Genomic DNA, 21,484 nt, shown 5'->3' with positions numbered 1-21,484 from the left:
GTTCCGCATACGGCCTCATTTGGGCTTATCCCCTGTAAATGTTACCTTTGTTTAATAAATGATGTAAGTATGGATGCTACCCAAAACAATGTAGTTGCTAACGGGAAACTATCTTTCGAGGAATTTAAAGAGGAGGTGCTGCAAGACTACGAACTGGCGGTGACCAGCAGGGAAGCCAGCCTGATCGGCCGGAAGGAAGTGCTGACCGGAAAAGCGAAATTCGGCATCTTTGGCGATGGTAAGGAGCTGGCGCAGATCGCGGTGGCCAAGACCTTTAAACCCGGCGATATCCGTTCGGGATATTACCGCGATCAGACATTGATGTTTGCAACCGGCATGAGCACCGTGGAGCAGTTTTTTGCTCAGCTCTATGCCAATCCCGATATCCAGGAGGAACCTGCTTCCGGCGGCCGAATGATGAACGGTCACTACGGTACGCGCTGGCTCGATGAAAAAGGCGCCTGGAAAGACCTGACCACGCAGCCCCACTCTACCAGCGATATTTCACCCACTGCCGGCCAGATGGTGCGTGCGTTGGGTATTGCCTACGCCTCCAAGCTCTATCGCAATGCCGACAGCCTGAAAACCGGCTTTGAGCAGTTTTCTCATAATGGTAACGAAGTAAGCTTTTGTACCATAGGCGATGCCTCTACCAGCGAAGGCCCTTTCTGGGAAACCCTGAATGCGGCCGGTGTGCTGAAAGTGCCGCTCGCCGTGTGCGTATGGGACGATGGCTACGGTATTTCGGTACCCCGCGCTTACCAAACGACCAAGAACTCGATCTCCGAAGCCTTGTCGGGCCTGCAATATGACGAGAAGCTGGATAGCGGCGTAGAGATCTATCGCGTAAAAGGCTGGGACTATGCCGCCCTTGTCGATACTTTCCAGAAAGGGATTGCCCGTGTACGGGAGCACCACATCCCCGCCCTCTTCCATATCCAGGAGGTGACACAGCCGCAGGGCCACTCCACTTCCGGCTCGCACGAGCGCTACAAGAGCCGTGAGCGCCTCGAATGGGAAAAGGAAATGGACTGCGTGAAAAAGCTGCGTGAGTTTATCCTGGAAAATGCCATTGCCAATGAAGAAGAGCTGGTTGCTGTAGAAGAAAAAGCCAAAGACTATGCCCGTACCTGCAAGCAGGATGCCTGGAACAAGTTCCTGGCGCCCATTAAAGAGCAGATACAGCAGCTGAGCACCCTGGGCCAGCAGCTGGTATACGAGGGCGGCAGCAATGCGCAGCAGATCGCAGCGCTGATCCAGGAGCTGAGCGCCATTAAGGAGCCCATCCGCAAAGATGTGCTGCGCACCACCCAACGGATACTCAAGCTGTCGGGCGGCAACAGCCAGGCTTCGCGTAGCCTTCGCAACTATTACGACCAGCTGAAGGCCGATGCCGCCGATAAGTTCAACTCGGGCCTGCACTCCACATCGGCCCAGGCCGTAAGCAAGGTAAAGGTGGTAGCGCCGCAGTTTTCGGCCGACAGCCCCCAACTCAACGGCTTCGAAATCCTCAACAAATTCTTTGATCATACCTTCAGCACCAATCCTGCGGTATTTGCCTTCGGTGAAGACGTGGGCAAGATCGGTGATGTCAACCAGGGTTTTGCCGGCCTGCAGGAAAAGCACGGAGAGCTGCGCATCTCCGATACCGGTATCCGCGAAGCGACTATCGTGGGCCAGGGACTGGGCATGGCCATGCGCGGTCTGCGGCCCATTACCGAGATCCAGTATCTCGATTACCTCCTCTATGGCGTGCAGACCCTCAGCGACGATGTGGCCACCATGCACTACCGTACCCGCGGTGGGCAGAAGTGTCCGCTTATTATCCGTACGCGCGGCCACAGGCTGGAAGGTATCTGGCATAGCGGCTCGCCCATGGGCATGATCATCAATGCGCTCAGGGGTATCAATATCTGTGTACCTCGCAATATGGTGCAGGCTGCCGGTATGTACAATACCCTGCTGCAAAGCGATGAGCCTGCCGTAGTGGTGGAGTGCCTTAACGGCTACCGCCTTAAGGAGAAAATGCCCGACAACCTGTTTGACTTTACCGTACCCTTCGGCGTACCGGAGATATTGCAGGAAGGAGAGGACATTACCATTGTTTCTTACGGCTCTACCCTCCGCGTGATCCAGGAAGCGATCGAGTTGTACCTGGCACCCCAGGGCATCAGCTGCGAGCTGATCGATGTGCAGACCCTGCTGCCTTTCGATACCACGCACCGCATTGTGGAATCCCTGAAAAAGACCAACCGCATCCTGTTCGTAGACGAAGATGTGCCCGGCGGCGCTTCTGCCTATATGTTCCAGCAGGTGATGGAGCTCCAGGGCGGCTATCGCTGGCTCGATGTGGCGCCGCGCACCATTGCTGCGAAAGCCCACCGCCCGGCTTATGCTACCGACGGCGATTATTTCTCCAAGCCCAATGCCGAAGATATTGCCGCGGTGATCGAAGAGATGATGGCAGAGTAAAACATACCATAAGGAAATCATACAAAACGGCCGGTCCCGTGGACCGGCCGTTTTGTATGACACAGCAGGGTCAATGGATCAGCTTCCATATATAGCTGAGCATGACCAGGACAATTGTGCCCAGGTAGCTGTATTTGACATAAGCAGCGCCGTGGGTCAGCTTGAACCGGAGATGCACTGCCGTAAGCCCCAGCGTAAACAATACAGGAAGCAAGGCGGGGTACAGGATAAAGCTTTCTTTGAAATGGCCTTGCAGCAACGCGACAAAAGCCCGCTGCATACCGCACCCGGGACAATCCATACCGGTAAGGCTCTTGTAGGGGCAAGGCAGCAGGTGATGTTCCAGCCAATGGATGATCCCGGCCATAAAAAAGAATTAAACAGCGAAGGTAAAGAAACAAGCGCCATCCGCAGGGGATGGCGCTTGCACCTGTTCTGCCCGGACCTAGTGCCGGTACATATCCCAGGGCATAGAAGACAGGGACGCACCGTAAATGATCAGGCAAACGATCAGGAAAAGAATATATAGCGCCGACAGGCTCAGGCCGACAATACCACAGATGCGGCCGGCATTCATGTTTTTGTAGGACGAGGGTGTGTACAGATCGGGATTTGACTGGTAAAGTTTTTTTGCTTTACTGCCCAGCACCAGGGCGATGATGCCGCAAATGGTACCGATAATACCATAGCAGAAGCAGCCGACGATAGAAATAATACCAAGAACGAGAACGGCCGTGGCATTGGGCAGTTCCTGTCTGGGATGATCAAATATCTCGCTGGAGGGCTTGTTGATGTTTTCCATATTGGGGTATAGCTTTTGGCACGAAAGATAATAAACCTCTCCTTCCCGCGAAAGGAAAATATACCAAAAGATTATTAAATTGTTGATAACCTGCTAAAAACCATGATGGATACTGCCGGTCACCTGACGATTATTTTCCGGTTGAACAGCAGCAGGCCGCTTTCCCTCACCTGGATCAGGTACAGGCCGGGGGCAAGACCATCCAGGTTAATGGAGCCGGTCTGGCTGAAGGCGATCTCCCTTAGCCTGGTGCCGGTAGGGCTAAGCAAAATGCCATCCATCTGCGGCCCGTTGTAACCTTTATAACGAATATGAACCTGGCCGGAGGCGGGATTGGGCATGATGTCGAAGCCATCGTGGCCCCTCCGCAGCCCGTGAAACGACATAGGAGGGTCGGAACAGGCGCTGTAAGCGGAAAACGGCACGGCACCCTGGTTCCGGAAACAAACAAGACGGGTAGCCCACTCACCCAGCCCATCCGGAATAAATATGGGCCCGGTATCCGTTCCTATACCTTCTGTCACCAGATAACGGGTGGGCCAGGGATAGTGGGGAAAATAGGCATTCATTTGAAGGGTCCTGTGATAGACACCATTGATGAGGACCGAGTCTACCGCTTGTACCACATGGTAGCTCAGGCTGTCACCTGCCATCGCCACATAAGGCATGGCCAGCGTATCCCCTTCGCCCATATTGTAATCAAGATAAAGAAAAGGGGCAGTATCGCTAGGCAAAAGGCGTGTGGGCTGCAGCCCGGTCAAAGGCTTGATATATACTTTGCGTGCCTGCGTATCGTCCCGTACCCATACACCGTTCTCGTAATCCAGCAGCTGATAGGTGTGGCCATCCAGCACTGCCGAGGTATCTTCAAACCGGTAATCGTGCACGATGGTGGTTCCCGGAGGCCCGTCGGGTGCTGCGGTAAAGCTGGTCCGCCATTTATTTGTCGTGTCGGAAAAATAGATCTTTTGCGCCTGTGCAGTGTATTGCAGCAGCAAAAGATACAAAAGTGGAATACTTAATGTTTTCATAGGATAGATTGTGGCCTAAATATACGAACAACTCCCCATTCTTTCTTTACACAAGCCGTGAATAACAAATTTCCTCAACCTGCCCGAGGTTATTTAATTTTGACCTTATTTTCGCCCATGCAACAATACCTGGACCTGCTGCAACATATACTCGACACCGGCACCGAAAAAAACGACCGCACCGGCACCGGTACCATCAGCTGCTTCGGTTACCAGATGCGCTTTGACCTGCAAAAAGGCTTTCCGCTGGTAACTACCAAGAAGCTGCATCTCAAATCTATTATCTATGAGCTGCTCTGGTTCCTGAAAGGCGATACCAATATCGGTTATCTTAAGGAGCACCAGGTAAAGATATGGGACGAATGGGCCGATGCCAACGGCGATCTGGGCCCGGTATATGGCAAACAATGGCGCAGCTGGGAAGGCGCCGACGGCAAGGTATACGACCAGATCAGCGATGTGCTGCGCCAGCTGAAGACCAATCCCGACAGCCGGCGCATGATCGTGAATGCCTGGAACGTGGCCGATCTGCCGCATATGGCCCTCAGTCCCTGCCATGCGCTGTTCCAGTTCTATGTAGCCAATGGAAAGCTCAGCTGCCAGCTGTACCAGCGCAGCGCCGATGTATTCCTGGGCGTGCCTTTCAACATCGCTTCCTATGCACTGCTGACGATGATGATGGCCCAGGTATGTGGCCTGGAATATGGTGAGTTCATCCATACCTTCGGCGATGTGCACCTGTACAGCAATCATATCGAGCAGGCGCGCCTGCAGCTGACACGTACGCCTTTTGCCCTGCCGCAAATGAAACTGAACCCGGAGGTCCGCGATCTGTTTGCCTTTACCTACGAAGATTTTACCCTGGAGCATTACGAAAGCCATCCGCACATCAAAGCGCCTGTAGCGGTGTAATTCTTTAACGAAAGAAATATACGGGAGCATTTATTCAGAAAATGCTCCCCGTTTTTATTCGGCCGAAGCTCCTTTACCCGCCCGAAAAACAATCGTACCTTTGCTGCCCCTGATATCAAGCTTTAAATTATTTCAGTAAATATGTTGTCTATTGTAGCCCAGATCAAGATCGCAGCCGCTCAGGCCATCAACCACCTGTATCCCGGGGCAGAGGTCAGCGATGAATCAATACTTGTTAACGAGACCAAGCCGGAATTTGCAGGCGATTATACCGTGGTCCTCTTTCCCTTTGTCAAAAGCCTGCGGCAAAACCCGGCCGTGCTGGGCAAGGCCATCGGTGAATATTTGCTGGCCAGCTATCCCTTGTTTACGGCACACGAAACCGTGGCGGGCTTTCTCAACCTGACAGTCGCCGACCACGAGCTGGCTGCTTTTCTCAACCATTTTTACAACGACAAGCAATACGGACAGAAGGAAAGCAACGGGCAAAAGGTGATGATCGAGTACTCCTCGCCCAATACCAACAAGCCTTTGCACTTCGGCCACCTGCGCAATAACTTCCTGGGCTGGTCGGTAGCCGAGATCCTTAAAGCCAACGGCTACGAAGTGGTCAAGGCTAACCTGGTCAACGACCGCGGCATACACATCTGCAAATCGATGATCGCCTGGATGCGCTATGCCGGTGGCGCTACTCCTGAAAGCACCGGGATTAAGGGCGATCACCTGGTAGGCGACTACTACGTCAAGTTCAACGACGTGTATAAGCAGGAGATCGATATCCTGATAGCGCAAGGTATGGAAAAAGAGAGGGCAGAAAAAGAAGCGCCCATTATGCTGGAAGCCCAGGAGCTGCTGCGCAAATGGGAAGCCGGCGATCCCGAAGTCTACGCTCTGTGGCAAAAAATGAACGGCTGGGTATACCAGGGCTTTGACATTACCTACAAGAAGCTGGGCATCGACTTTGACAAGATGTATTATGAGAGCGATACCTACCTGTTGGGTAAAGCCATCGTGGAAGAAGGGCTACAGAAGGGTATCCTGTTCAAAAAAGAGAACGGATCGGTATGGATCGACCTGACGGCCGACGGCCTGGATGAAAAGCTGCTGCTACGCGCCGACGGCACTTCGGTATACATGACCCAGGACCTGGGCACCGCCCGTCTCAAATACAGCGACTTTCATATGGACCGCTCGGCCTACGTGATCGCCGACGAGCAGAACTATCACATGCAGGTACTGAAGCTCATTCTACAGAAGCTGGGAGAGCCTTGCGCCGACGGTATTTATCACTTATCTTATGGTATGGTTGAACTGCCTTCGGGCCGTATGAAAAGCCGCGAAGGTACCGTAGTAGATGCCGACGATATGATTGATGAGATGGTGGCGCTGGCCAAGGAACAAACCGAAGAATTGGGTAAAACCAAAGACTTCACCACAGAAGAGCTGGAGGACCTGTATAAGGCCATCGGCCTGGGCGCGTTGAAATTCTACCTGCTGCGCGTGGAGCCGAAGAAGAAAATGATCTTTAATCCGAAAGAATCGATCGACCTGCATGGCTTTACAGCTACATCTATACAGTACGCTCACGTGCGCATTTGTTCGGTACTGAGAAAAAATGAAATTGCTTATGGACAGTTCACACTTGGTGAAGGCTTGGCTTCTTTGGAAAAATCACTTCTGCTGAAAATAGAACAGTATCCATCTATCTTGGAACAGGCAGCGAAAGAATATAACCCATCGCTGATCTGTAATTATACTTTTCAGTTGGCACAGTTATTTAATTCCTTCTTCGCAGTGCATAGTATTAATCAGGCTGAGAGCGAAGAAAAAAGACAACTGCGCCTGATGATAGCCACCATGATCGGCAATGTCATTCAGCATGCCATGAGCCTGCTGGGCATTGAGGTGCCGCAAAAAATGTAAGGGCAGCGTTCAATGAGGCTGTATATAAAACGCGCGCTATCCGGGGATAGCACGCGTTCTGCTTTGAGTGCTTAGCGGATCAGCGACAGGGATTCCTTCTTTTCATACAGCTTGCCATCGGCACAGGTATAGCGGATCAGGTACATATAAGTATCGGTGGCCGCTTTGGAGCCATCCTCATAATTGCCGTTCCAGCCTTTGGGTATATTGGTGTTGTTGTACACCAGCTTGCCCCAGCGGTCAAATACCTGCATGGATAACAGCAGCTGACCATTTTGCAGCTCGGGTTTGAAATAGTCGTTCCTGCCATCACCGTTAGGAGAGAAAGCATTGGGTGTAAAGACTTCACAGCAGGGCTTTGTCCTTACCAGGGCGGTATCGGTATCATAGCATCCATACCGGTTGTAAACAGTGAGGATAACGTGAGTAGGCTCGATAAAAATACCTGTTACCTCCGACGTTTCCGAACCGCCGGTTTGGCGGAAGGCCTTGGCCGGCTCCCAGCGGAATTCATCAACACCTGTAGTTACGGCCGAGAGCTTCAGGGTATCGTACGCACAGATGATCTCGTCGCCCAGCGGCTTGATCGTTGCTTCGGGCTGCGGATAGATCACCACCTTAAGGTTCAGGGAAGTATCCGTACAGCCTTTATTGGTCATTGCAGTGAGCCAGTAGGTGCCCGCAGTCGTCACCGTATAGCTGGGCCCTGTTTCACCGGGTAACGCAGCATTATCGCGGAACCACTGGTAGGTTGTATTGGGATCGGGCCGCACAACAGCCAGTATACTGGAAGAGCCTTCGCATATACCCACTTCATGCGCCCCGTTGCCGTTGTTCAGCACCACATCGGGCAGGGGGTTGACCTGAAGGTTCAGGTAATAGATGCTGTCGCAACCCTTAACGGTCTTAAAGGTAGTGTCGTACAGCCCGGTCTCATAGTAGTACCGGCCGTAGAAGAGATGCGTATTGCCATTGCAGATCTCGACCACATCGTTCCGGCCGAAGTGATACACGGGATTTACGCGTATGGTATAGGCTACGGTTTGTGTAACGCTGATGGGACAGCCATCATCCTTAAGGTTTACATAAAATACATAATCTCCCGGCGCCACGCCGCCGATATCCCAGCTGAATTTCATCAGGGGCGATGGGCTGCCGTCGCCGGTTACATTGACAGTAGCGCCGGCAGGTAGATTGTTGGTGGTAATGGTAACGTTATCGCCTTCCGGATCGGTAGCCTGTATGTCGAACGTTACGTTACCGGCGGTGCCCTCGCAGGCATTGATCGTGCTCGGATCGGAAGGATCGGCGTTGGCGTTGGTGAGGTTGATCACGGGGCCGCCAGGACCCTGGTTGGGACAATTGGTAAGAATGATGAATGCCATTTCCCTCATACTGGAGCCCACGATATTGCCCCCTCTCGATTCCGTCACTTTATTGACCACAACACTATTGACCGCTGCATTGGGATTGAAGTTCATCTGCCCGCTTACCGGGTTGAAGCTGAAAGAGCCGGGAGCTGCGGGCACAGGGTTGGTCGCGCTGTAAGGCGGGTAATACACGATATCGGAGGGTGGCGGCGCGTTGATGATGAGCGATTCTTTGGCCGGTACCAGGCTGAAGGCCAGCCCGTCGCCATCGGGATCGACTGCGCCCAGGTTATAGGTTTGCAAGTGGTTAATACAGAAGAAAGGCGTAGGTACGGAGGTGAATGTGCTGGTCGAATTCTGGCCTGCCGTATTGTTCAGCGTAGCTTCCAGGTACATCAGCGAACTGCCGGCCTGCACATTGGCATTGGTGATCAGCGGTGTACGGCCTGCATTGGAGCCCAGGGTCACCGAGCCTTCAAACTCGAACCGCCAGTTGCTGGCTGTGCCGTTCAGGGTAAACTCCCCTTCATATACATACAGCTTGATACCCGGTATGGGATTGTTGATATTGGTACAGGTGGTGCTGTTTACTTCATCGGGACATACCGGTGTGATCTCCACATCGCTGAGTGTGGCATTATACACAAGGTTGACACCATTCACAAAGCTGGTGTTATTGTAAAGGGCTACATAAGGGTTGGCGCCGATCAGCTGGGGCAGGGCTGCGCTGGTAGAGCTGCAGTCGGCAAAGAACTTAAGCGTTACTTTATAAGTATGGCTGGTACCGCTCGTCGATATATAGGTATAGCCGATTTCGCCACCCAGGAGGTGGCTGGCATTTGCCTTCGTCGTTGCCCAGAAGAGCAACGGCAAAAAGAAGGTAAAGATCTGTTTCATAGTTTGTGTTTGGTTTTTGAAGCATAATTCATGTATATAGGAGATAAATTTTATAGGATAGACTTTGCTTTTGCTTCTAAAAGCAGGGAAGTGATAATTTTATAACATTTCTTTTGCACTCTATCCGAAAAGGATTTCTATTTTTCGTTGTCATAAAAGGTCCTGAACGTAGGTGAAATGCCTTAAAAGCTGTGCTACCGGAACAAAAGATATTTTAAAAATTCATTTTTTTCCGTAATGAATCTTCTTTAAATTCGCATACCATATCAGAAAAAGTTTGCAATTATTGCTGCACTGGACATCTTATGGCTAACATAGTTTTCTGAACGTTTTATTAGGACCAATTGAACGAACGATAAGCATCACACACCGAAACAGGAAAAACTATCTATTATGACTACACAGCAGCCGGATCAGCAGGCAGCCAACCGGATCACCCCTGAAATGTGGCATGAGCTGGACTTTGCAGGCAAAGCATTTTGCTCACTTAATGATGAACAGGAATTAATATTGAACGCAACGGCTTACAGTCCCGAACGCAGGCTTTCGGTCCTTACATCTGAAAACTATGCCACAGTAGCAACGGCGCTGGCCGAAAAATTCAGGGAAGTTGAAAGCAAGGTCCAGGAGCTGAATACCGAATGGGAGCAGCAGGAAGATAAGCTGAAGCTGAGCGGGAAGATCGCCCGCCTTAAAGATTATATTCAAAGGGCCAACGCTATAGGCGACTATGCCCCCATCTATAACGACCTTCATGAGAAGGAAAAAGAAGTACAACAGCTCTACGACACGCATTATGCCGAAAAGCTGAAGCTGGCGGAAAGGGCAGAAGCGCTGCAGGATTCGGAAGACTGGAAAGCTACAACTGAAGCCATGAGAGCGATTGTGGAGGAATGGAAAGCAGCTAACCCCGCCGACAAAGGCCGCAGCGAAAAGCTGTGGGAACGCATTGAAAAAGCCCGCAACCACTTTTACGAGCGGAAACGGCAGCACCATGAAGATGTGGAGCAGGATATGATGCAGAACCTCGACCTTAAGCTCGAGATATGCGAAACCGCAGAACAGCACGCACATTCGGAAGACTGGAGAAAATCGTCGGATATTATGAAAGAGCTGATGGACAAATGGAAGACCATCGGCCGCGTCGCTTCCGCCGAAAAGAACGAAGAGCTGTGGAACCGTTTTATCCAATCGCGGAATATCTTCTTCGACCGGAAGAAGCAGCATTTTGAATCGATCCAGACCGAACAAGAGGGTAATTATGCACAGAAGCTGGCCCTAGTCGAAAATGCAGAACGCCTGAGCGACAGTACCGACTGGAAGGAAACCACCGTTCAGCTTGCACACATCATGGACGAATGGAAAACCATCGGCAAGGTACCTTTTGAGAAAGCAGATGAGCTCTGGAACCGCCTTCAGGCGGCAAGAGATAAATTTTTCTCGGCCAAACGGCAAAGCGCCGAAGAATTTAAGGTAAGCCTGGAAGATAATTATGCGCAGAAGCTGGCGCTGCTGAACCGCGCGGAACAGCTGAAGCATTCGGAGAACTGGAAGGAAGCAACCGAAGAGATGAACGACCTGATGCAGGAATGGAAAAAGATAGGCCATATCCCGCGCGAATACGGCGACGAAATATGGGAGCGTTTCATTGCTGCACGTCATCACTTTTTCGACCGTAAAGATGCCGATCGCGACAAACGCAAAGCCCGTTTCCAGAACCAGCTCGACAGCCGCTTCCAGCAAACCCGGCAATTCCTCGAAAAGATCAGGACGGAGCTGGAAGAGGAAGAAAGCAAGCTGGCCGATTTTCGTGAATCGCTCAGCAACACTACCGGCAGCGGCGGCAAAGAGGACGAGCTGCGCAAACACCTGGAAAACCTGATCCACCAGATTGAAAAGAAACTGCCCGCCCGCAGGGATAAGATAGCCGAAGTAACCCGGCAATATGAAGAATTACAGCAAAGGCGTACCGAAGCCCGCCCCGAAAGGAACAAACCGGTAGGCGAATCGGAATAAAGCCTCCCGGGTCGTAAAAAAAGCCAGGCACAAAGGGCTGTCCCGCCAGGGCAGCCCTTTGCCGATTCCATGCAGCAGGAAACTGAGCAAGGTTAAGGGCTAAAGATTATCTTTGTAAGGCATACCATTTTTCCCCCTTAACACAGCGCTTATGTACGGCATCGAAAACATCATGCTTTCCGAGATCATCACCGTATCCATCACGCTTTTTGCCGTGATCGATATCCTCGGCTCCATCCCGGTGCTTATTGGCCTGAAAAAAAAGATGGGGGAGATCAACAGCCTTCAGGCGACGCTGGTATCGGGCGGACTGATGCTGCTGTTCTTTTTTGCAGGCGGGCAAATGCTGCATTTCATGGGTCTCGACGTCGCTTCCTTTGCCATTGCCGGTTCTTTTATCATTTTCTTCCTGGGCATGGAGATGATCCTGGGCATTGAGTTTTTCAAAAGCGAAGGCGGCGGCAAAACCGGCAGCGTGGTCCCCATCGCCTTTCCGCTGATCGCCGGATCGGGCACACTGACCACCGTCATGTCGCTCAAAGCCAGCTACCACCATTACAACATCCTCATCGGCATCCTGATCAACCTCCTGATCGTATTCTTCTGCCTCAAAGCCCTCAATTTCATCGAAAAGCTGCTCGGCCCTTCCGGTATCATGGTGGTGCGCAAGTTCTTCGGGGTAATCCTCATCGCCATCGCCGTCAAGATCTTCAAGCAGAACATAGGTCTCAAATAGGCTGGTCACACGATCGGTTTACCGCAGGTTAATTGGGGTACGACCCATTTTGTCCGGTCATTCTTCCGTCTATGTTGGTGAAAAGTGATAACTTCGCCTTCTTCTATAAAAAACACATAATGAAAAATATTATTTTATTCGCAGCATTGGTAGGCGCTATCTTCTTGACGGGCTGCAGCAAAAAAGATTCCGGCTGCGAAGCAATTACCGATACTGCCCCCGCTTCCGAAGTGGCTGCATTGGAGCAATTCATTACTTCCAATAAGGTTGAGGCAGCCAAAGATGCCAGGGGGTTTTACTACAGGATCGAAAATCCGGGCAACGCCAAACATCCCAATCCTTGCTCGCAGGTTATTGTCAATTACAAAGGCACGCTGACTACCGGTGTCGCATTTGACCAGGCAAACAATATAACCTTCTCGCTTACAGGTCTCATCAAGGGCTGGCAGGCAGGTATTCCCCTGATTGGCGAGGGTGGCCGCGTCGTGCTGTACCTTCCCCCTTCTTTTGGCTATGGTTCCAGCCAGGTAAGTGGTATTCCCGCAAATTCCATTCTCATATTTACTATCGACCTGACAAAAGTTTATTAATCTACCCGATTAAAGATTATCTTTGTCAGGAAAAAATCTGTTTTTACACAATCATTTCGTGTAAAGGAAGGGGCGTATCCGGTCCAGCCGCTAATAATACTTTGCCTGTCAGTGTCGCATCTACGGCACTGTTGCTTTCTCCGGGGAGACGCCGGCAAAGGCCAAAGGCTGGTCCCCGTCGCTTACCTTGGCACGTCGATATAAATTTTTTGCTACATGGGATGTGGAAGTTGCGGAACGGGTTCCGCCAACGGCAAACCTTCAGGCTGCCAGAGCAATGGCGGCTGCAGTACGGGTGGCTGTAATCGTTTAAACGTATTTAATTGGCTGTCTGATCTTCCTTTCAGCGATATCGGCAAGCCATTTCCGATCATAGAAGTTTCTTTCAATAACGGTAGCCGCAAGGATTTCTACCGCAACAATACCAGCCACATCTTAGAAAAGGGCTCCTGGGTAGCTGTAGAAGGCGCCGGGGGATTCGATGTCGGCCAGATCAGCCTCACCGGCGAGCTGGTAAAGCTCCAGATGAAAAAGTATGGTGTTTCCGAATCGGCAGAGATCAAGCGCGTGCTGCGCCCTGCCGGCGACAGAGACATAGAGCTGCACCAGAATGCCAAGCGTCGCGAAAGAGATACCCTGGTCCGTTCCCGTGCTATTGCCAAGGAGCTGAACCTGGAAATGAAGATCGCAGAGGCTGAATACCAGGCTGATGGTAAAAAAGTATCCTTTTTCTATACCGCCGATTCCCGCGTCGACTTTCGCGAGCTGATCAAGGTGTATGCCGCCGAGTTCAGGGCTAAGGTCGAAATGCGCCAGATCGGCGCCCGTCAGGAAAGTGGCAAGGTAGGCGGCATTGGCTCCTGCGGCAGGGAATTGTGCTGCAGTTCCTGGCTGAGCGATTTTAAAACGGTGAATACCACCGCCGCCCGCTACCAGAATCTCTCCATCAATCAAACCAAATTGTCGGGCCAGTGCGGGCGGCTGAAATGCTGCCTCAACTACGAGCTGGATACCTATATGGATGCGCTCCACTCCTTCCCCGAAGGCGCAGAGCAGATCGAAATGGCTGCGGGAAGGGCTTTCCTGCAAAAAAAGGATATCTTCCGCAACCTGATGTGGTATAGCTTTGCCGGCAGCAGTAAACAATACCCGCTCACCATTGAAAGGGTCCAGGAGATTCTTGCGCTCAATGCCGAAGGCCAGAAGCCGGAAGACATGGAGGCGGTAGAGATACAGGTACGCCATAAAGGTTCCGAAAAGACCGTGGATATGGGCTTTGTAAACGATGTAGGCCAGCTGACCCTAAGCTCGCTGTCCAAGTCGGCCAAAAAGAAGCAGCAAGCCAAGCAACGCCAGCAACAGCAAGGCAAGCCCGGACAACAAACCAAGCCCGGCGCGGCCCAGGGACAAGGCAAACCCCAGCAACAAAAACAAGGACCCGGACAAGGGCAAAAACCCGCTCAAGGCCCCAGGCAGCAGCAGGGCGACAACAAGCCCCGCGAGCAGAAGCCCAACAACAAAGGCCAACAACAAGGGCAACCCCAGCAAAATAAGCAGCCGCAGCAGAATAGAGGCCAGCAAAAGCAAGCTCAGCAGCAGCAAAAGCAGGGTGGACAGCCCGGCGCTGGCAGGGAACAACAACCCAGGCAGCAGCAAGCTAGTGAAGGAGCGCAACCCCGGGAGCCACGGCAGCAGCAGCAAAAAAAACGGCCGAACAAACCGCCCCAGGAGAAAAAAGACCAGGACGGCCCTAATCCCGCTCAATAGCCCGGTATGCAATCGTTTGCCAATCGTTTGCAGAAAGTCGATCGCCATATTACCAAATGGGCGAAGCGGCAAGGCATTACCTGCTACCGTATCTATGACCTGGATATGCCGGAATTCCCTTTCTGCATAGACCGTTATGAAGACTACCTGCATGTGGCAGAGTACAAAACCCATCACGGTCTGCCAGAAGACGAGCTGGAATCCTGGCTACAGCAATGCCTGCAAACGATCTCCGCCACGCTGCATACAGCCCAGGAAAAAATATTTCTGAAAGAACGCCGAAGGCTGTCACGCCGCACCGAGCAATACGAAAAAGTGTCGGAAGAAAGCTATAAGCTGGTGGTACAGGAACAGGGATTGAAGTTCCTGGTCAACCTCACCGATTACCTGGACACCGGTCTGTTCCTCGATCACCGCCCGCTGCGTAAGACCTTCCGGGAAGAGGCTGCGGGTAAACGCGTGCTCAATCTTTTTGCCTATACCGGAGCCTTCAGTGTATATGCCGCAGCAGGTGGCGCGGCGCAGGTGACCACCGTCGATCTTTCCAATACCTACCTGCAATGGGCCCGTGAAAATATGGCGCTCAACGGTCTGCTTGACGAGGACCGGCACAGCTTTGTCGCCAGCGACACCATGGACTTCCTGAAAAGCCCGGCAGCCGGTGCATACGATCTCGTTTTTGTGGATCCGCCGGCTTTCAGCAACAGCAAAAAAATGAAAGGGACCTGGGATACGCAACGCGACCACCCTACCCTGCTTCACCTCATCCTGCAGCAGATGAGCCCGGGCGGCATTCTTTATTTTTCCAACAACCTGCGCCAATTTGAACCTCAGTTCGGACGGCTATCAGCCGCCAGCATTAAAGACATTTCAATGCAGACCATTCCCGAAGATTTCCGCAACAAGAAGATACACCACTGTTACCGGATCGTGCGGTGATCCGATCATCACGTAAAAAACACGGATTGTTCCGGTCCTGTATGATCGTAGTGACAGGTATGTCTAATCAATGCGACAACGTTGACGCTATCGAAATGGACTAGGCTATCTTGGTACCATTCGGGACCGTGCGTTCCACGGCTGTCAGCACAATATCGCCGTGCTCGTCTGCGAAGCCGGTGACCAGGCATTGCGACATGAAATCGGCGATCTGCTTTTCCGGAAAATTGATCACCGCCACTACCTGCCGGCCCATCAGGGTTTCAGGTGTATAATGCTTGGTGATCTGCGCGCTGCTCATCCGGATCCCGTAAGGTCCGAAATCGATCTTCATTTTATAGGCAGGCTTACGGGCCTTGGGAAATTCAAATACATCGATTACTGTACCCACTCTCAGCTCTACTTTCTCAAAATCATTCCAATTGATTGTTTCCATACTGCTAAAATACGGTGCGCAGAAATAACCTTTGGCATTGTTTTGAAAGTTACCAAAATTTGCACACCACAATTACTGCTTATGTTTTATTTCGGAGCCGACCGCATACACAACGGCTACCAATGGCTGGAGCCCGGCACTGTTATCTCTACTGATGAGCACGGAACCATTGTTGCCGTTCTGGCGCCCGGTATGGTACCGGCAGACGCTGACGTACGGCACTTTGAAGGCATCCTCTGCCCCGGCTTTGTCAACGTGCATTGCCATCTGGAGCTGTCCCATATGAAAGGGGCCATCCCGGAGGGAACCCGGCTGGTGCCTTTCCTACAATCGGTAATGACCGGTAGAGGCCTTTCTTCTGCAGAGGAAAAAGCAGCGGCAATACAACAAGCGATTGCCGAAAGCCGGCAGAATGGTATTGTAGCAGTGGGCGACATTGCCAACGCCACCGATACCCTGCTCCATCGCCAGGACTCGGGGCTGCATATCCACACCTTTATCGAAAGCATAGGCTTTACCGAAACCAGTGCCGCCGACCGCTTTGCCTGGCCTCTGAAGGTATATGAGCAATTCGCGGCGCAGCAAAGCACCAGAACATTGCTGCGTCAATCGATCGTGCCGCATGCGCCTTATTCCGTATCGGCGGCATTATTCCGCCTTATTAACGCGCACGCTCCGGGTGGGCTGCTATCGGTGCACAACGAAGAGACGGCCGCCGAGAACGAGCTGTATCGGCATAAGGAAGGTGAAATGTTTGACCTCTACCGCACCCTTAATATTGATGCCGGCTTCTTCCAGCCGTCAGGCCAGACGTCGCTGCAGACTTATCTTCCGCAGCTGCCCGACCGCCACCCGGTAATCCTGGTGCACAATACCTTCATGGAAGAAGAGGATCTGGTCTTCCTGAAAACTTCCGGTAAAACGGTTTACCTATGTCTTTGCCCCAATGCCAACTGGTATATCGAAAGGCGTATGCCGCCGGCGCAGCTGTTCCTCGACAGCGGTGTGCCGGTATGCCTGGGCACCGATAGCCTGGCCTCCAACCATGAATTGAGCATCTGGGCAGAGATCCAGACCCTACAGCAACATTTTCCCGCGCTGCCCCTGGAAACCCTTCTGCGCTGGGGAACGGCCAATGGAGCGCAAGCCCTGCAAATGGATACGGTAGCCGGTAGCTTCGCCCCCGGCAAACGGCCAGGTATCGTACATATCGACAGCCGCGACCGGATAGCTATGGTGCAGTAGACTGCCTGTTTTCCGGCATGGTATTTGATCCGTCTTCATAAAGACTGCGCCGGGATATGGATAATGCTGCCGGCGGCGGCCCTGCGGAAAATAATACCTGCCCGAACAATGGCTTTTATTATTTTTGCTCCGAATTTATTTTTCCCTAAAAATCTCTTTTATACCGCATACATGGCAATCATCGGCAATCGCATCCTGGAGTTGGAAAATCTGGAACAGATCGTGCTGCAAAAGGAACACATAAGCCTTGATCCCAAGGCGCTTGAGGAGGTGGAGAACTGTTTCGCTTTTCTTACCGGATTTTCCAAAGACAAGCTGATCTACGGTATCAATACCGGCTTTGGACCGATGGCACAGTACCGGATCGAGGACGATGCCCGGATACAGCTGCAGCTTAACCTTATCCGCAGCCACAGCAGCGGTATGGGCCAGCTGCTGAGCCCTTTGCAATCGCGCGCGACTATGCTGGCCCGGCTCAATACAATGATGCGGGCTTATTCCGGCATTCATCCCCAGGTGGTGCAGCTGATGACCGAACTGATCAACAACGAAGCCTATCCCTGCATCTACCAGCATGGCGGCGTGGGCGCCAGCGGCGACCTGGTCCAGCTCGCGCACCTTGCCCTGGGCCTTATCGGTGAGGGCAGCTTCCAGTTCCGGGGCGCAGTGGTAAAGGCATCGGTTGTTTATGAAACCCTTCAGCTACGGCCATTGCAGGTGCATATCCGCGAAGGCCTGGCGATGCTCAACGGTACCTCTTCCATGACCGGCATCGGCGCGATCAATGTGATACATGCCCGCAAGCTGATGACCGGACAGATCCTGTTTTCCCTTATGGTGAACGAGATCATGGAGGCTTACGACGATCATTTTTCAGAAGAGCTCAATGCCGTCAAGCTACACAAGGGTCAGCAGACCGTAGCCGCGGCCATGCGGGTGATTTCCCATAAGAGCGGGCTGATGCGTAAGCGCCACGAGCATTTGTACGACAAGAAGGTGACTGAAAGTGTGCTGGAAGATAAAGTGCAGGAGTATTATTCCCTGCGCTGCGTGCCGCAGATATTAGGTCCCGTATACGATACTATAGAATATACGGCGCAGATCATTACCCAGGAATTGAACTCTGTGAACGATAATCCTGTTATAGACTATAAGAACGCCAATATTTTTCATGGAGGCAATTTCCATGGCGATTATGTAGCCCTCGAGATGGACAAGCTGAAGATCGCGGTTACCAAGCTCGCGATGCTGGCCGACAGGCAACTCAACTTCCTGCTCAATCCCAGCCTCAACAAAAAGCTGCCTGCATTTATCAATGCCGGCGTGCTGGGGCTGAATTTCGGCGTACAGGGTATGCAGTATCCTGCAGTATCCAATGTGGCGGAGAACCAGACACTGAGCAATCCCACCTATATCCACAGTATCCCCAACAACAACGACAACCAGGATATTGTGAGTATGGGCACCAATGCTGCGCTGCTTTGCGCCAGGGTGATCGAAAACACATTCGAAGTGCTGTCGGTGCATGCGCTGGCAATCATACAGGCCATCAGCTACAGGGATATCGCCGATCGCCTGTCGCCGGCAACCCGCTGGATGTATGATGAGCTGAGCGCGCTGGCCCCCGCCTTCGTGGAAGATGCCCCCTCCTACGAGCGGCTGCAACGGATCAAGCAATGGCTGATGGAAACAGAAGTGGGCGAAAAGATGAAGAAGCTGCTCGGTTTCGAATAAAACAGTTGATTATTCTATCCTAAACTTACAGCTCTTTTAAAAACCTTACAGCGATACCCTTTCAGGCCCTGTAAGGTTTTTTTAAAACAACCAGCTCATGAGAACCATACCGATCCTTTTATTACCCGTCTTTGCTCTCTTGTTTTCAGCCTGCGGTAGTAACCAGAAGGAACAGAAACAACAGCAGGCTGCTTCCCAGGTTGCTACTTACGATTCTGTGCTGGCGCCTAACTTTTATAAGCGGCTTGAAGGAACTATCGCCGGCCAGCCGGTGGTGATGCACCTCCAGTGCGCCAACGGCGCCGTACAAGGTATGTACTATTACCTCAAGCATGGCACCTGGCTGATGGTGCACGGTAACCTGGATCCGGCGCAGCCCAATAATCTCCGGCTCAGCGAGACCCGCTTCAGCGATGGAGAGACCATCGCCCTCATCGATTGCCGGTATGGGCAGGGCGCCCTGAAAGGCAGCTGGAGAAGCCCCGATGGTAGCAAGAACTACCTTATCGAGCTTAAAGAAGCTTATCCCGAAGGCGCTTATACCTTTACATCGGTAAGCATCAGCGACTCGCTGGCAGCCTTTGAGCCCGCGGACAGTTCGCCCATGGCACGCGTCAGCAATACCTTTGTTGTTCCCCTGAAGAACGATGCCGATGGCCAATGGCTGGAGGCCCGGATCAAACAGGCCTTACACATAGACTCCTCCCTGCTTTCGCTGGATCTATATACGGCGGTACGCAAAATGAATGGCCGGTACCTGAAAGCTTACCGCGACGAAGTTAAAGACATGAACCGCGAGGATGTCTCGGCGATCATGAACTACGAGGACATGCTGAATGTTTCGATTTGCTACAATGAAAACGGCTACCTTATCCTGGATTCGGATGGCTATTCTTACAGCGGCGGGGCGCATGGCAATGGCGGCAGCAGCTTTTATTGCCTCGACGTACGTAACAGGAAGGAGCTGGCCCTGGAAGATGTGATTACCGCCGATTCTGGCCGGCTACAGCCGATCGTGGAAAGGGCTTTCCGCAAGCAGCAAGGCTTACAGCCTGGCGATTCGCTCAATACCATTCTTTTTGAGAATCACCTGGCCACAACGACCAATTTCTATTTCACCAATAAAGGCCTGGGCTTTTATTATTTCCCCTACGAGGTTGCTGCCTATGCGGTAGGACCCATTCACGTGTTTGTAGACTTTGCCGAGCTTAAGGCTTTCCTGAAGCCCGACTTTGCCGCACGCCTGGGCATACGCTAGTTTATTTTTCGATGATCCTTACCTCTACCCTCCGGTTGACCTGGCCTTCAGCGGAGGTGCTGTCCTGTTCTGTTATCGGACGGGTTCTGCCGAAGCCCTGATAAGAGAGCCTCGCGGCATCGATCCCCCGGTCTAGCAGGTGCTTATAGATCGCATAGGCGCGCTGTACCGACAGCTGCCAGGTAGGCGTATCTTCGAAATAGCCATCGGGATAGACACAGCAGCATACATGTCCCTCTAACCGGATTTTCAGCCGGGGATTGCCGGAAAGGACCTGGTAGAGATGCTCCACTTCGGCATAAGACCCCGGCAATACATCGGCCCGGCCCGGGTAAAAGCCGATATGCTGCAGCCGGATCACATCATTGACCTTTGCTGTGCTCAGATCTATTGCCGAAAATTGAGGTGCTGTTTCTTCCGTAGCAATGGGGGTGCCCTGTGCCGGCGATGGTTTGACGGTGATCGGCGAAGCAGGCGCCGGTTTATTCTTTTTCCGGATAAATACATCGGACCGGCGATTTTGGGGATTACCTTCTGCGCCACCATGTCCCGGGATCTGCCCCAGGCCGGTACATGCCAGCACCTGCTTTTCCGGAACACCTTTTTTCAGCAAATAATTTTTGATGCGCAGCGCCCGCTTGTCGGAAAGGTGTTGGTTGGTTCGCTCGCTGCCCAGGTAATCGGCATAGCTGTAGATGAGCAATGTGCGGCCCTCATGATGACGGGCGAGGGAATCCAGGAGCTGCTTCCCGGCAACCTCCGGCTCAGAAGCGCCGATGGCATAGCGAATGTGAAGGGTATCGAAATATTGACCATACCCCCTTTGCAGGATGGCTGATGACAGGAGAAGAAGCAGAACGAAAAACCGTTGCATAAACAGAAGGCTTTGCTTTCTGCAAAATACAAAAAATAGCAACCGGCGCAGGTACGACTGTCCGTTATGAAGCGGCTGTTTTAGGGAATGATGTCAGAAGATAAAGTGCGCACGCTTCCGCAACTTCCGATAACTAAAAGCATAAGGAAGGCCTCCTTTAACCTTATTCATCGTCTCTCCGTCGATGAGGATATTGAATACGATGGAGACATCCCGGGTATAGCAATAGCTTTGTCTTAAAGCGTCGTAGATGACCGGCAGGTTGTAGTCTTTCAACCGCTCGATCTTATGGTAAACGCTCCTTTCGGAGCAGCGGAGCTTGCGGGCCAGTTCGGCGGGGGTACCAGTGCTTTTCCTCCTGATGAGATCATGTAACCTCATCAGCTCAGTATTCAGAAATGATGCTTTCATCTGATATCAATCTTTAGTACAAGAATCGTATCGATATAGTCATGCGTTGGTTCGGAGCACTACCGTGCTCG

The 21,484-nt window shown here is 52.2% G+C and carries 18 protein-coding genes; 11 read left to right on the top strand and 7 right to left on the bottom strand.

Translation table 11 applies throughout. The annotated features are described in order from the left end of the window. Positions 1–69: 69 nt before the first annotated feature. The gene (locus DZC79_RS00755; RefSeq protein WP_118949638.1) at positions 70–2,472 is read left to right on the top strand and encodes an alpha-ketoacid dehydrogenase subunit alpha/beta; all 2,403 of its coding nucleotides are present in this window, start codon (positions 70–72) and stop codon (positions 2,470–2,472) included. Positions 2,473–2,542: 70 nt separating this feature from the next. Here DZC79_RS00755 and DZC79_RS00750 read toward each other — a convergent pair whose 3' ends face one another. The 3 genes from DZC79_RS00750 to DZC79_RS00740 form a co-directional block, all read right to left on the bottom strand. Further along, complete coding sequence (locus DZC79_RS00750) at positions 2,543–2,839, bottom strand: DUF2752 domain-containing protein (RefSeq protein ID WP_118949637.1); 297 nt, start codon at positions 2,837–2,839, stop codon at positions 2,543–2,545. A gap of 78 nt (positions 2,840–2,917) precedes the next feature. Further along, entirely contained in the window at positions 2,918–3,274 is a 357-nt protein-coding gene (locus DZC79_RS00745) for a CCC motif membrane protein (protein ID WP_118949636.1), read from the bottom strand. A gap of 119 nt (positions 3,275–3,393) precedes the next feature. Next, positions 3,394–4,305, bottom strand: a complete 912-nt coding sequence (locus DZC79_RS00740) for a T9SS type A sorting domain-containing protein (RefSeq protein WP_157976835.1) — start codon at positions 4,303–4,305, stop codon at positions 3,394–3,396. Positions 4,306–4,422: 117 nt separating this feature from the next. Between DZC79_RS00740 and DZC79_RS00735 the strand changes: the two genes are divergently transcribed. Beyond that, complete coding sequence (locus DZC79_RS00735; RefSeq protein ID WP_118949634.1) at positions 4,423–5,217, top strand: thymidylate synthase; 795 nt, start codon at positions 4,423–4,425, stop codon at positions 5,215–5,217. 141 nt (positions 5,218–5,358) lie between these two features. After that, a complete protein-coding gene (gene argS, locus DZC79_RS00730; RefSeq protein ID WP_118949633.1) occupies positions 5,359–7,140 on the top strand; it encodes an arginine--tRNA ligase in 1,782 nt (593 codons plus the stop codon). A 71-nt stretch (positions 7,141–7,211) separates the two neighbouring features. On the opposite strand, the gene DZC79_RS00725 is transcribed toward argS, so the two are convergent. Next, positions 7,212–9,407, bottom strand: coding sequence for a T9SS type B sorting domain-containing protein (locus DZC79_RS00725; protein WP_118949632.1), 2,196 nt, complete (start codon positions 9,405–9,407; stop codon positions 7,212–7,214). 393 nt (positions 9,408–9,800) lie between these two features. Here DZC79_RS00725 and DZC79_RS00720 point away from each other — a divergent pair, with 393 nt between their 5' ends. The 5 genes from DZC79_RS00720 to DZC79_RS00700 all read left to right on the top strand — a co-directional run bounded on the left by DZC79_RS00720 (position 9,801) and on the right by DZC79_RS00700 (position 15,455). Further along, positions 9,801–11,423 (top strand): DUF349 domain-containing protein, encoded by a 1,623-nt coding sequence (locus DZC79_RS00720; protein WP_118949631.1) that lies wholly within the window; start codon positions 9,801–9,803, stop codon positions 11,421–11,423. 151 nt (positions 11,424–11,574) lie between these two features. Next, complete coding sequence (locus tag DZC79_RS00715; protein WP_118949630.1) at positions 11,575–12,159, top strand: MarC family protein; 585 nt, start codon at positions 11,575–11,577, stop codon at positions 12,157–12,159. A gap of 119 nt (positions 12,160–12,278) precedes the next feature. Further along, positions 12,279–12,749, top strand: coding sequence for an FKBP-type peptidyl-prolyl cis-trans isomerase (locus DZC79_RS00710; RefSeq protein WP_157976834.1), 471 nt, complete (start codon positions 12,279–12,281; stop codon positions 12,747–12,749). Positions 12,750–12,965: 216 nt separating this feature from the next. Continuing rightward, positions 12,966–14,516, top strand: a complete 1,551-nt coding sequence (locus tag DZC79_RS00705; protein WP_118949628.1) for a PSP1 domain-containing protein — start codon at positions 12,966–12,968, stop codon at positions 14,514–14,516. Positions 14,517–14,522: 6 nt separating this feature from the next. Then, positions 14,523–15,455 carry a class I SAM-dependent methyltransferase gene (locus DZC79_RS00700; protein ID WP_118949627.1) on the top strand — a complete coding sequence of 311 codons (933 nt, stop codon included), beginning with the start codon at positions 14,523–14,525 and terminating at the stop codon, positions 15,453–15,455. 100 nt (positions 15,456–15,555) lie between these two features. Here the strand turns inward: DZC79_RS00700 and DZC79_RS00695 are convergent, their stop codons facing one another. Further along, positions 15,556–15,891: a tRNA-binding protein gene (locus tag DZC79_RS00695; RefSeq protein WP_118949626.1), complete on the bottom strand. Its 336-nt coding sequence runs from the start codon at positions 15,889–15,891 to the stop codon at positions 15,556–15,558. A gap of 81 nt (positions 15,892–15,972) precedes the next feature. Here DZC79_RS00695 and DZC79_RS00690 point away from each other — a divergent pair, with 81 nt between their 5' ends. The 3 genes from DZC79_RS00690 (at position 15,973) to DZC79_RS00680 (ending at position 20,128) form a co-directional block, all read left to right on the top strand. Next, positions 15,973–17,136 (top strand): amidohydrolase family protein, encoded by a 1,164-nt coding sequence (locus DZC79_RS00690; protein WP_118949625.1) that lies wholly within the window; start codon positions 15,973–15,975, stop codon positions 17,134–17,136. 171 nt (positions 17,137–17,307) lie between these two features. Next, on the top strand, positions 17,308–18,870 hold the full coding sequence (locus DZC79_RS00685; protein WP_118949624.1) for an HAL/PAL/TAL family ammonia-lyase: 1,563 nt from the start codon (positions 17,308–17,310) through the stop codon (positions 18,868–18,870). 97 nt (positions 18,871–18,967) lie between these two features. Further along, the gene (locus tag DZC79_RS00680) at positions 18,968–20,128 is read left to right on the top strand and encodes a DUF3298 and DUF4163 domain-containing protein (protein ID WP_118949623.1); all 1,161 of its coding nucleotides are present in this window, start codon (positions 18,968–18,970) and stop codon (positions 20,126–20,128) included. 1 nt (position 20,129) lies between these two features. Here DZC79_RS00680 and DZC79_RS00675 read toward each other — a convergent pair whose 3' ends face one another. Continuing rightward, positions 20,130–21,002: an OmpA family protein gene (locus DZC79_RS00675; RefSeq protein WP_118949622.1), complete on the bottom strand. Its 873-nt coding sequence runs from the start codon at positions 21,000–21,002 to the stop codon at positions 20,130–20,132. Between the two features lie 93 nt (positions 21,003–21,095). Continuing rightward, positions 21,096–21,413, bottom strand: coding sequence for an HTH domain-containing protein (locus tag DZC79_RS00670; RefSeq protein WP_118949621.1), 318 nt, complete (start codon positions 21,411–21,413; stop codon positions 21,096–21,098). Positions 21,414–21,484: the final 71 nt, after the last annotated feature.

It is taken from the genome of Taibaiella helva (genome assembly GCF_003545695.1).
GTDB lineage: Bacteria > Bacteroidota > Bacteroidia > Chitinophagales > Chitinophagaceae > Taibaiella > Taibaiella helva.
This window is presented reverse-complemented; position numbering and strand designations above follow the sequence as displayed.

What these genes read in the sequence shown, in the direction of transcription:
- DZC79_RS00755 (WP_118949638.1), top strand. Translation starts at nt 70, where the DNA reads ATGGATGCTACCCAAAACAATGTAGTTGCTAACGGGAAACTATCTTTC.
- DZC79_RS00750 (WP_118949637.1), bottom strand. Translation starts at nt 2,839, where the DNA reads ATGGCCGGGATCATCCATTGGCTGGAACATCACCTGCTGCCTTGCCCC.
- DZC79_RS00745 (WP_118949636.1), bottom strand. Translation starts at nt 3,274, where the DNA reads ATGGAAAACATCAACAAGCCCTCCAGCGAGATATTTGATCATCCCAGA.
- DZC79_RS00740 (WP_157976835.1), bottom strand. Translation starts at nt 4,305, where the DNA reads ATGAAAACATTAAGTATTCCACTTTTGTATCTTTTGCTGCTGCAATAC.
- DZC79_RS00735 (WP_118949634.1), top strand. Translation starts at nt 4,423, where the DNA reads ATGCAACAATACCTGGACCTGCTGCAACATATACTCGACACCGGCACC.
- argS (WP_118949633.1), top strand. Translation starts at nt 5,359, where the DNA reads ATGTTGTCTATTGTAGCCCAGATCAAGATCGCAGCCGCTCAGGCCATC.
- DZC79_RS00725 (WP_118949632.1), bottom strand. Translation starts at nt 9,407, where the DNA reads ATGAAACAGATCTTTACCTTCTTTTTGCCGTTGCTCTTCTGGGCAACG.
- DZC79_RS00720 (WP_118949631.1), top strand. Translation starts at nt 9,801, where the DNA reads ATGACTACACAGCAGCCGGATCAGCAGGCAGCCAACCGGATCACCCCT.
- DZC79_RS00715 (WP_118949630.1), top strand. Translation starts at nt 11,575, where the DNA reads ATGTACGGCATCGAAAACATCATGCTTTCCGAGATCATCACCGTATCC.
- DZC79_RS00710 (WP_157976834.1), top strand. Translation starts at nt 12,279, where the DNA reads ATGAAAAATATTATTTTATTCGCAGCATTGGTAGGCGCTATCTTCTTG.
- DZC79_RS00705 (WP_118949628.1), top strand. Translation starts at nt 12,966, where the DNA reads ATGGGATGTGGAAGTTGCGGAACGGGTTCCGCCAACGGCAAACCTTCA.
- DZC79_RS00700 (WP_118949627.1), top strand. Translation starts at nt 14,523, where the DNA reads ATGCAATCGTTTGCCAATCGTTTGCAGAAAGTCGATCGCCATATTACC.
- DZC79_RS00695 (WP_118949626.1), bottom strand. Translation starts at nt 15,891, where the DNA reads ATGGAAACAATCAATTGGAATGATTTTGAGAAAGTAGAGCTGAGAGTG.
- DZC79_RS00690 (WP_118949625.1), top strand. Translation starts at nt 15,973, where the DNA reads ATGTTTTATTTCGGAGCCGACCGCATACACAACGGCTACCAATGGCTG.
- DZC79_RS00685 (WP_118949624.1), top strand. Translation starts at nt 17,308, where the DNA reads ATGGCAATCATCGGCAATCGCATCCTGGAGTTGGAAAATCTGGAACAG.
- DZC79_RS00680 (WP_118949623.1), top strand. Translation starts at nt 18,968, where the DNA reads ATGAGAACCATACCGATCCTTTTATTACCCGTCTTTGCTCTCTTGTTT.
- DZC79_RS00675 (WP_118949622.1), bottom strand. Translation starts at nt 21,002, where the DNA reads ATGCAACGGTTTTTCGTTCTGCTTCTTCTCCTGTCATCAGCCATCCTG.
- DZC79_RS00670 (WP_118949621.1), bottom strand. Translation starts at nt 21,413, where the DNA reads ATGAAAGCATCATTTCTGAATACTGAGCTGATGAGGTTACATGATCTC.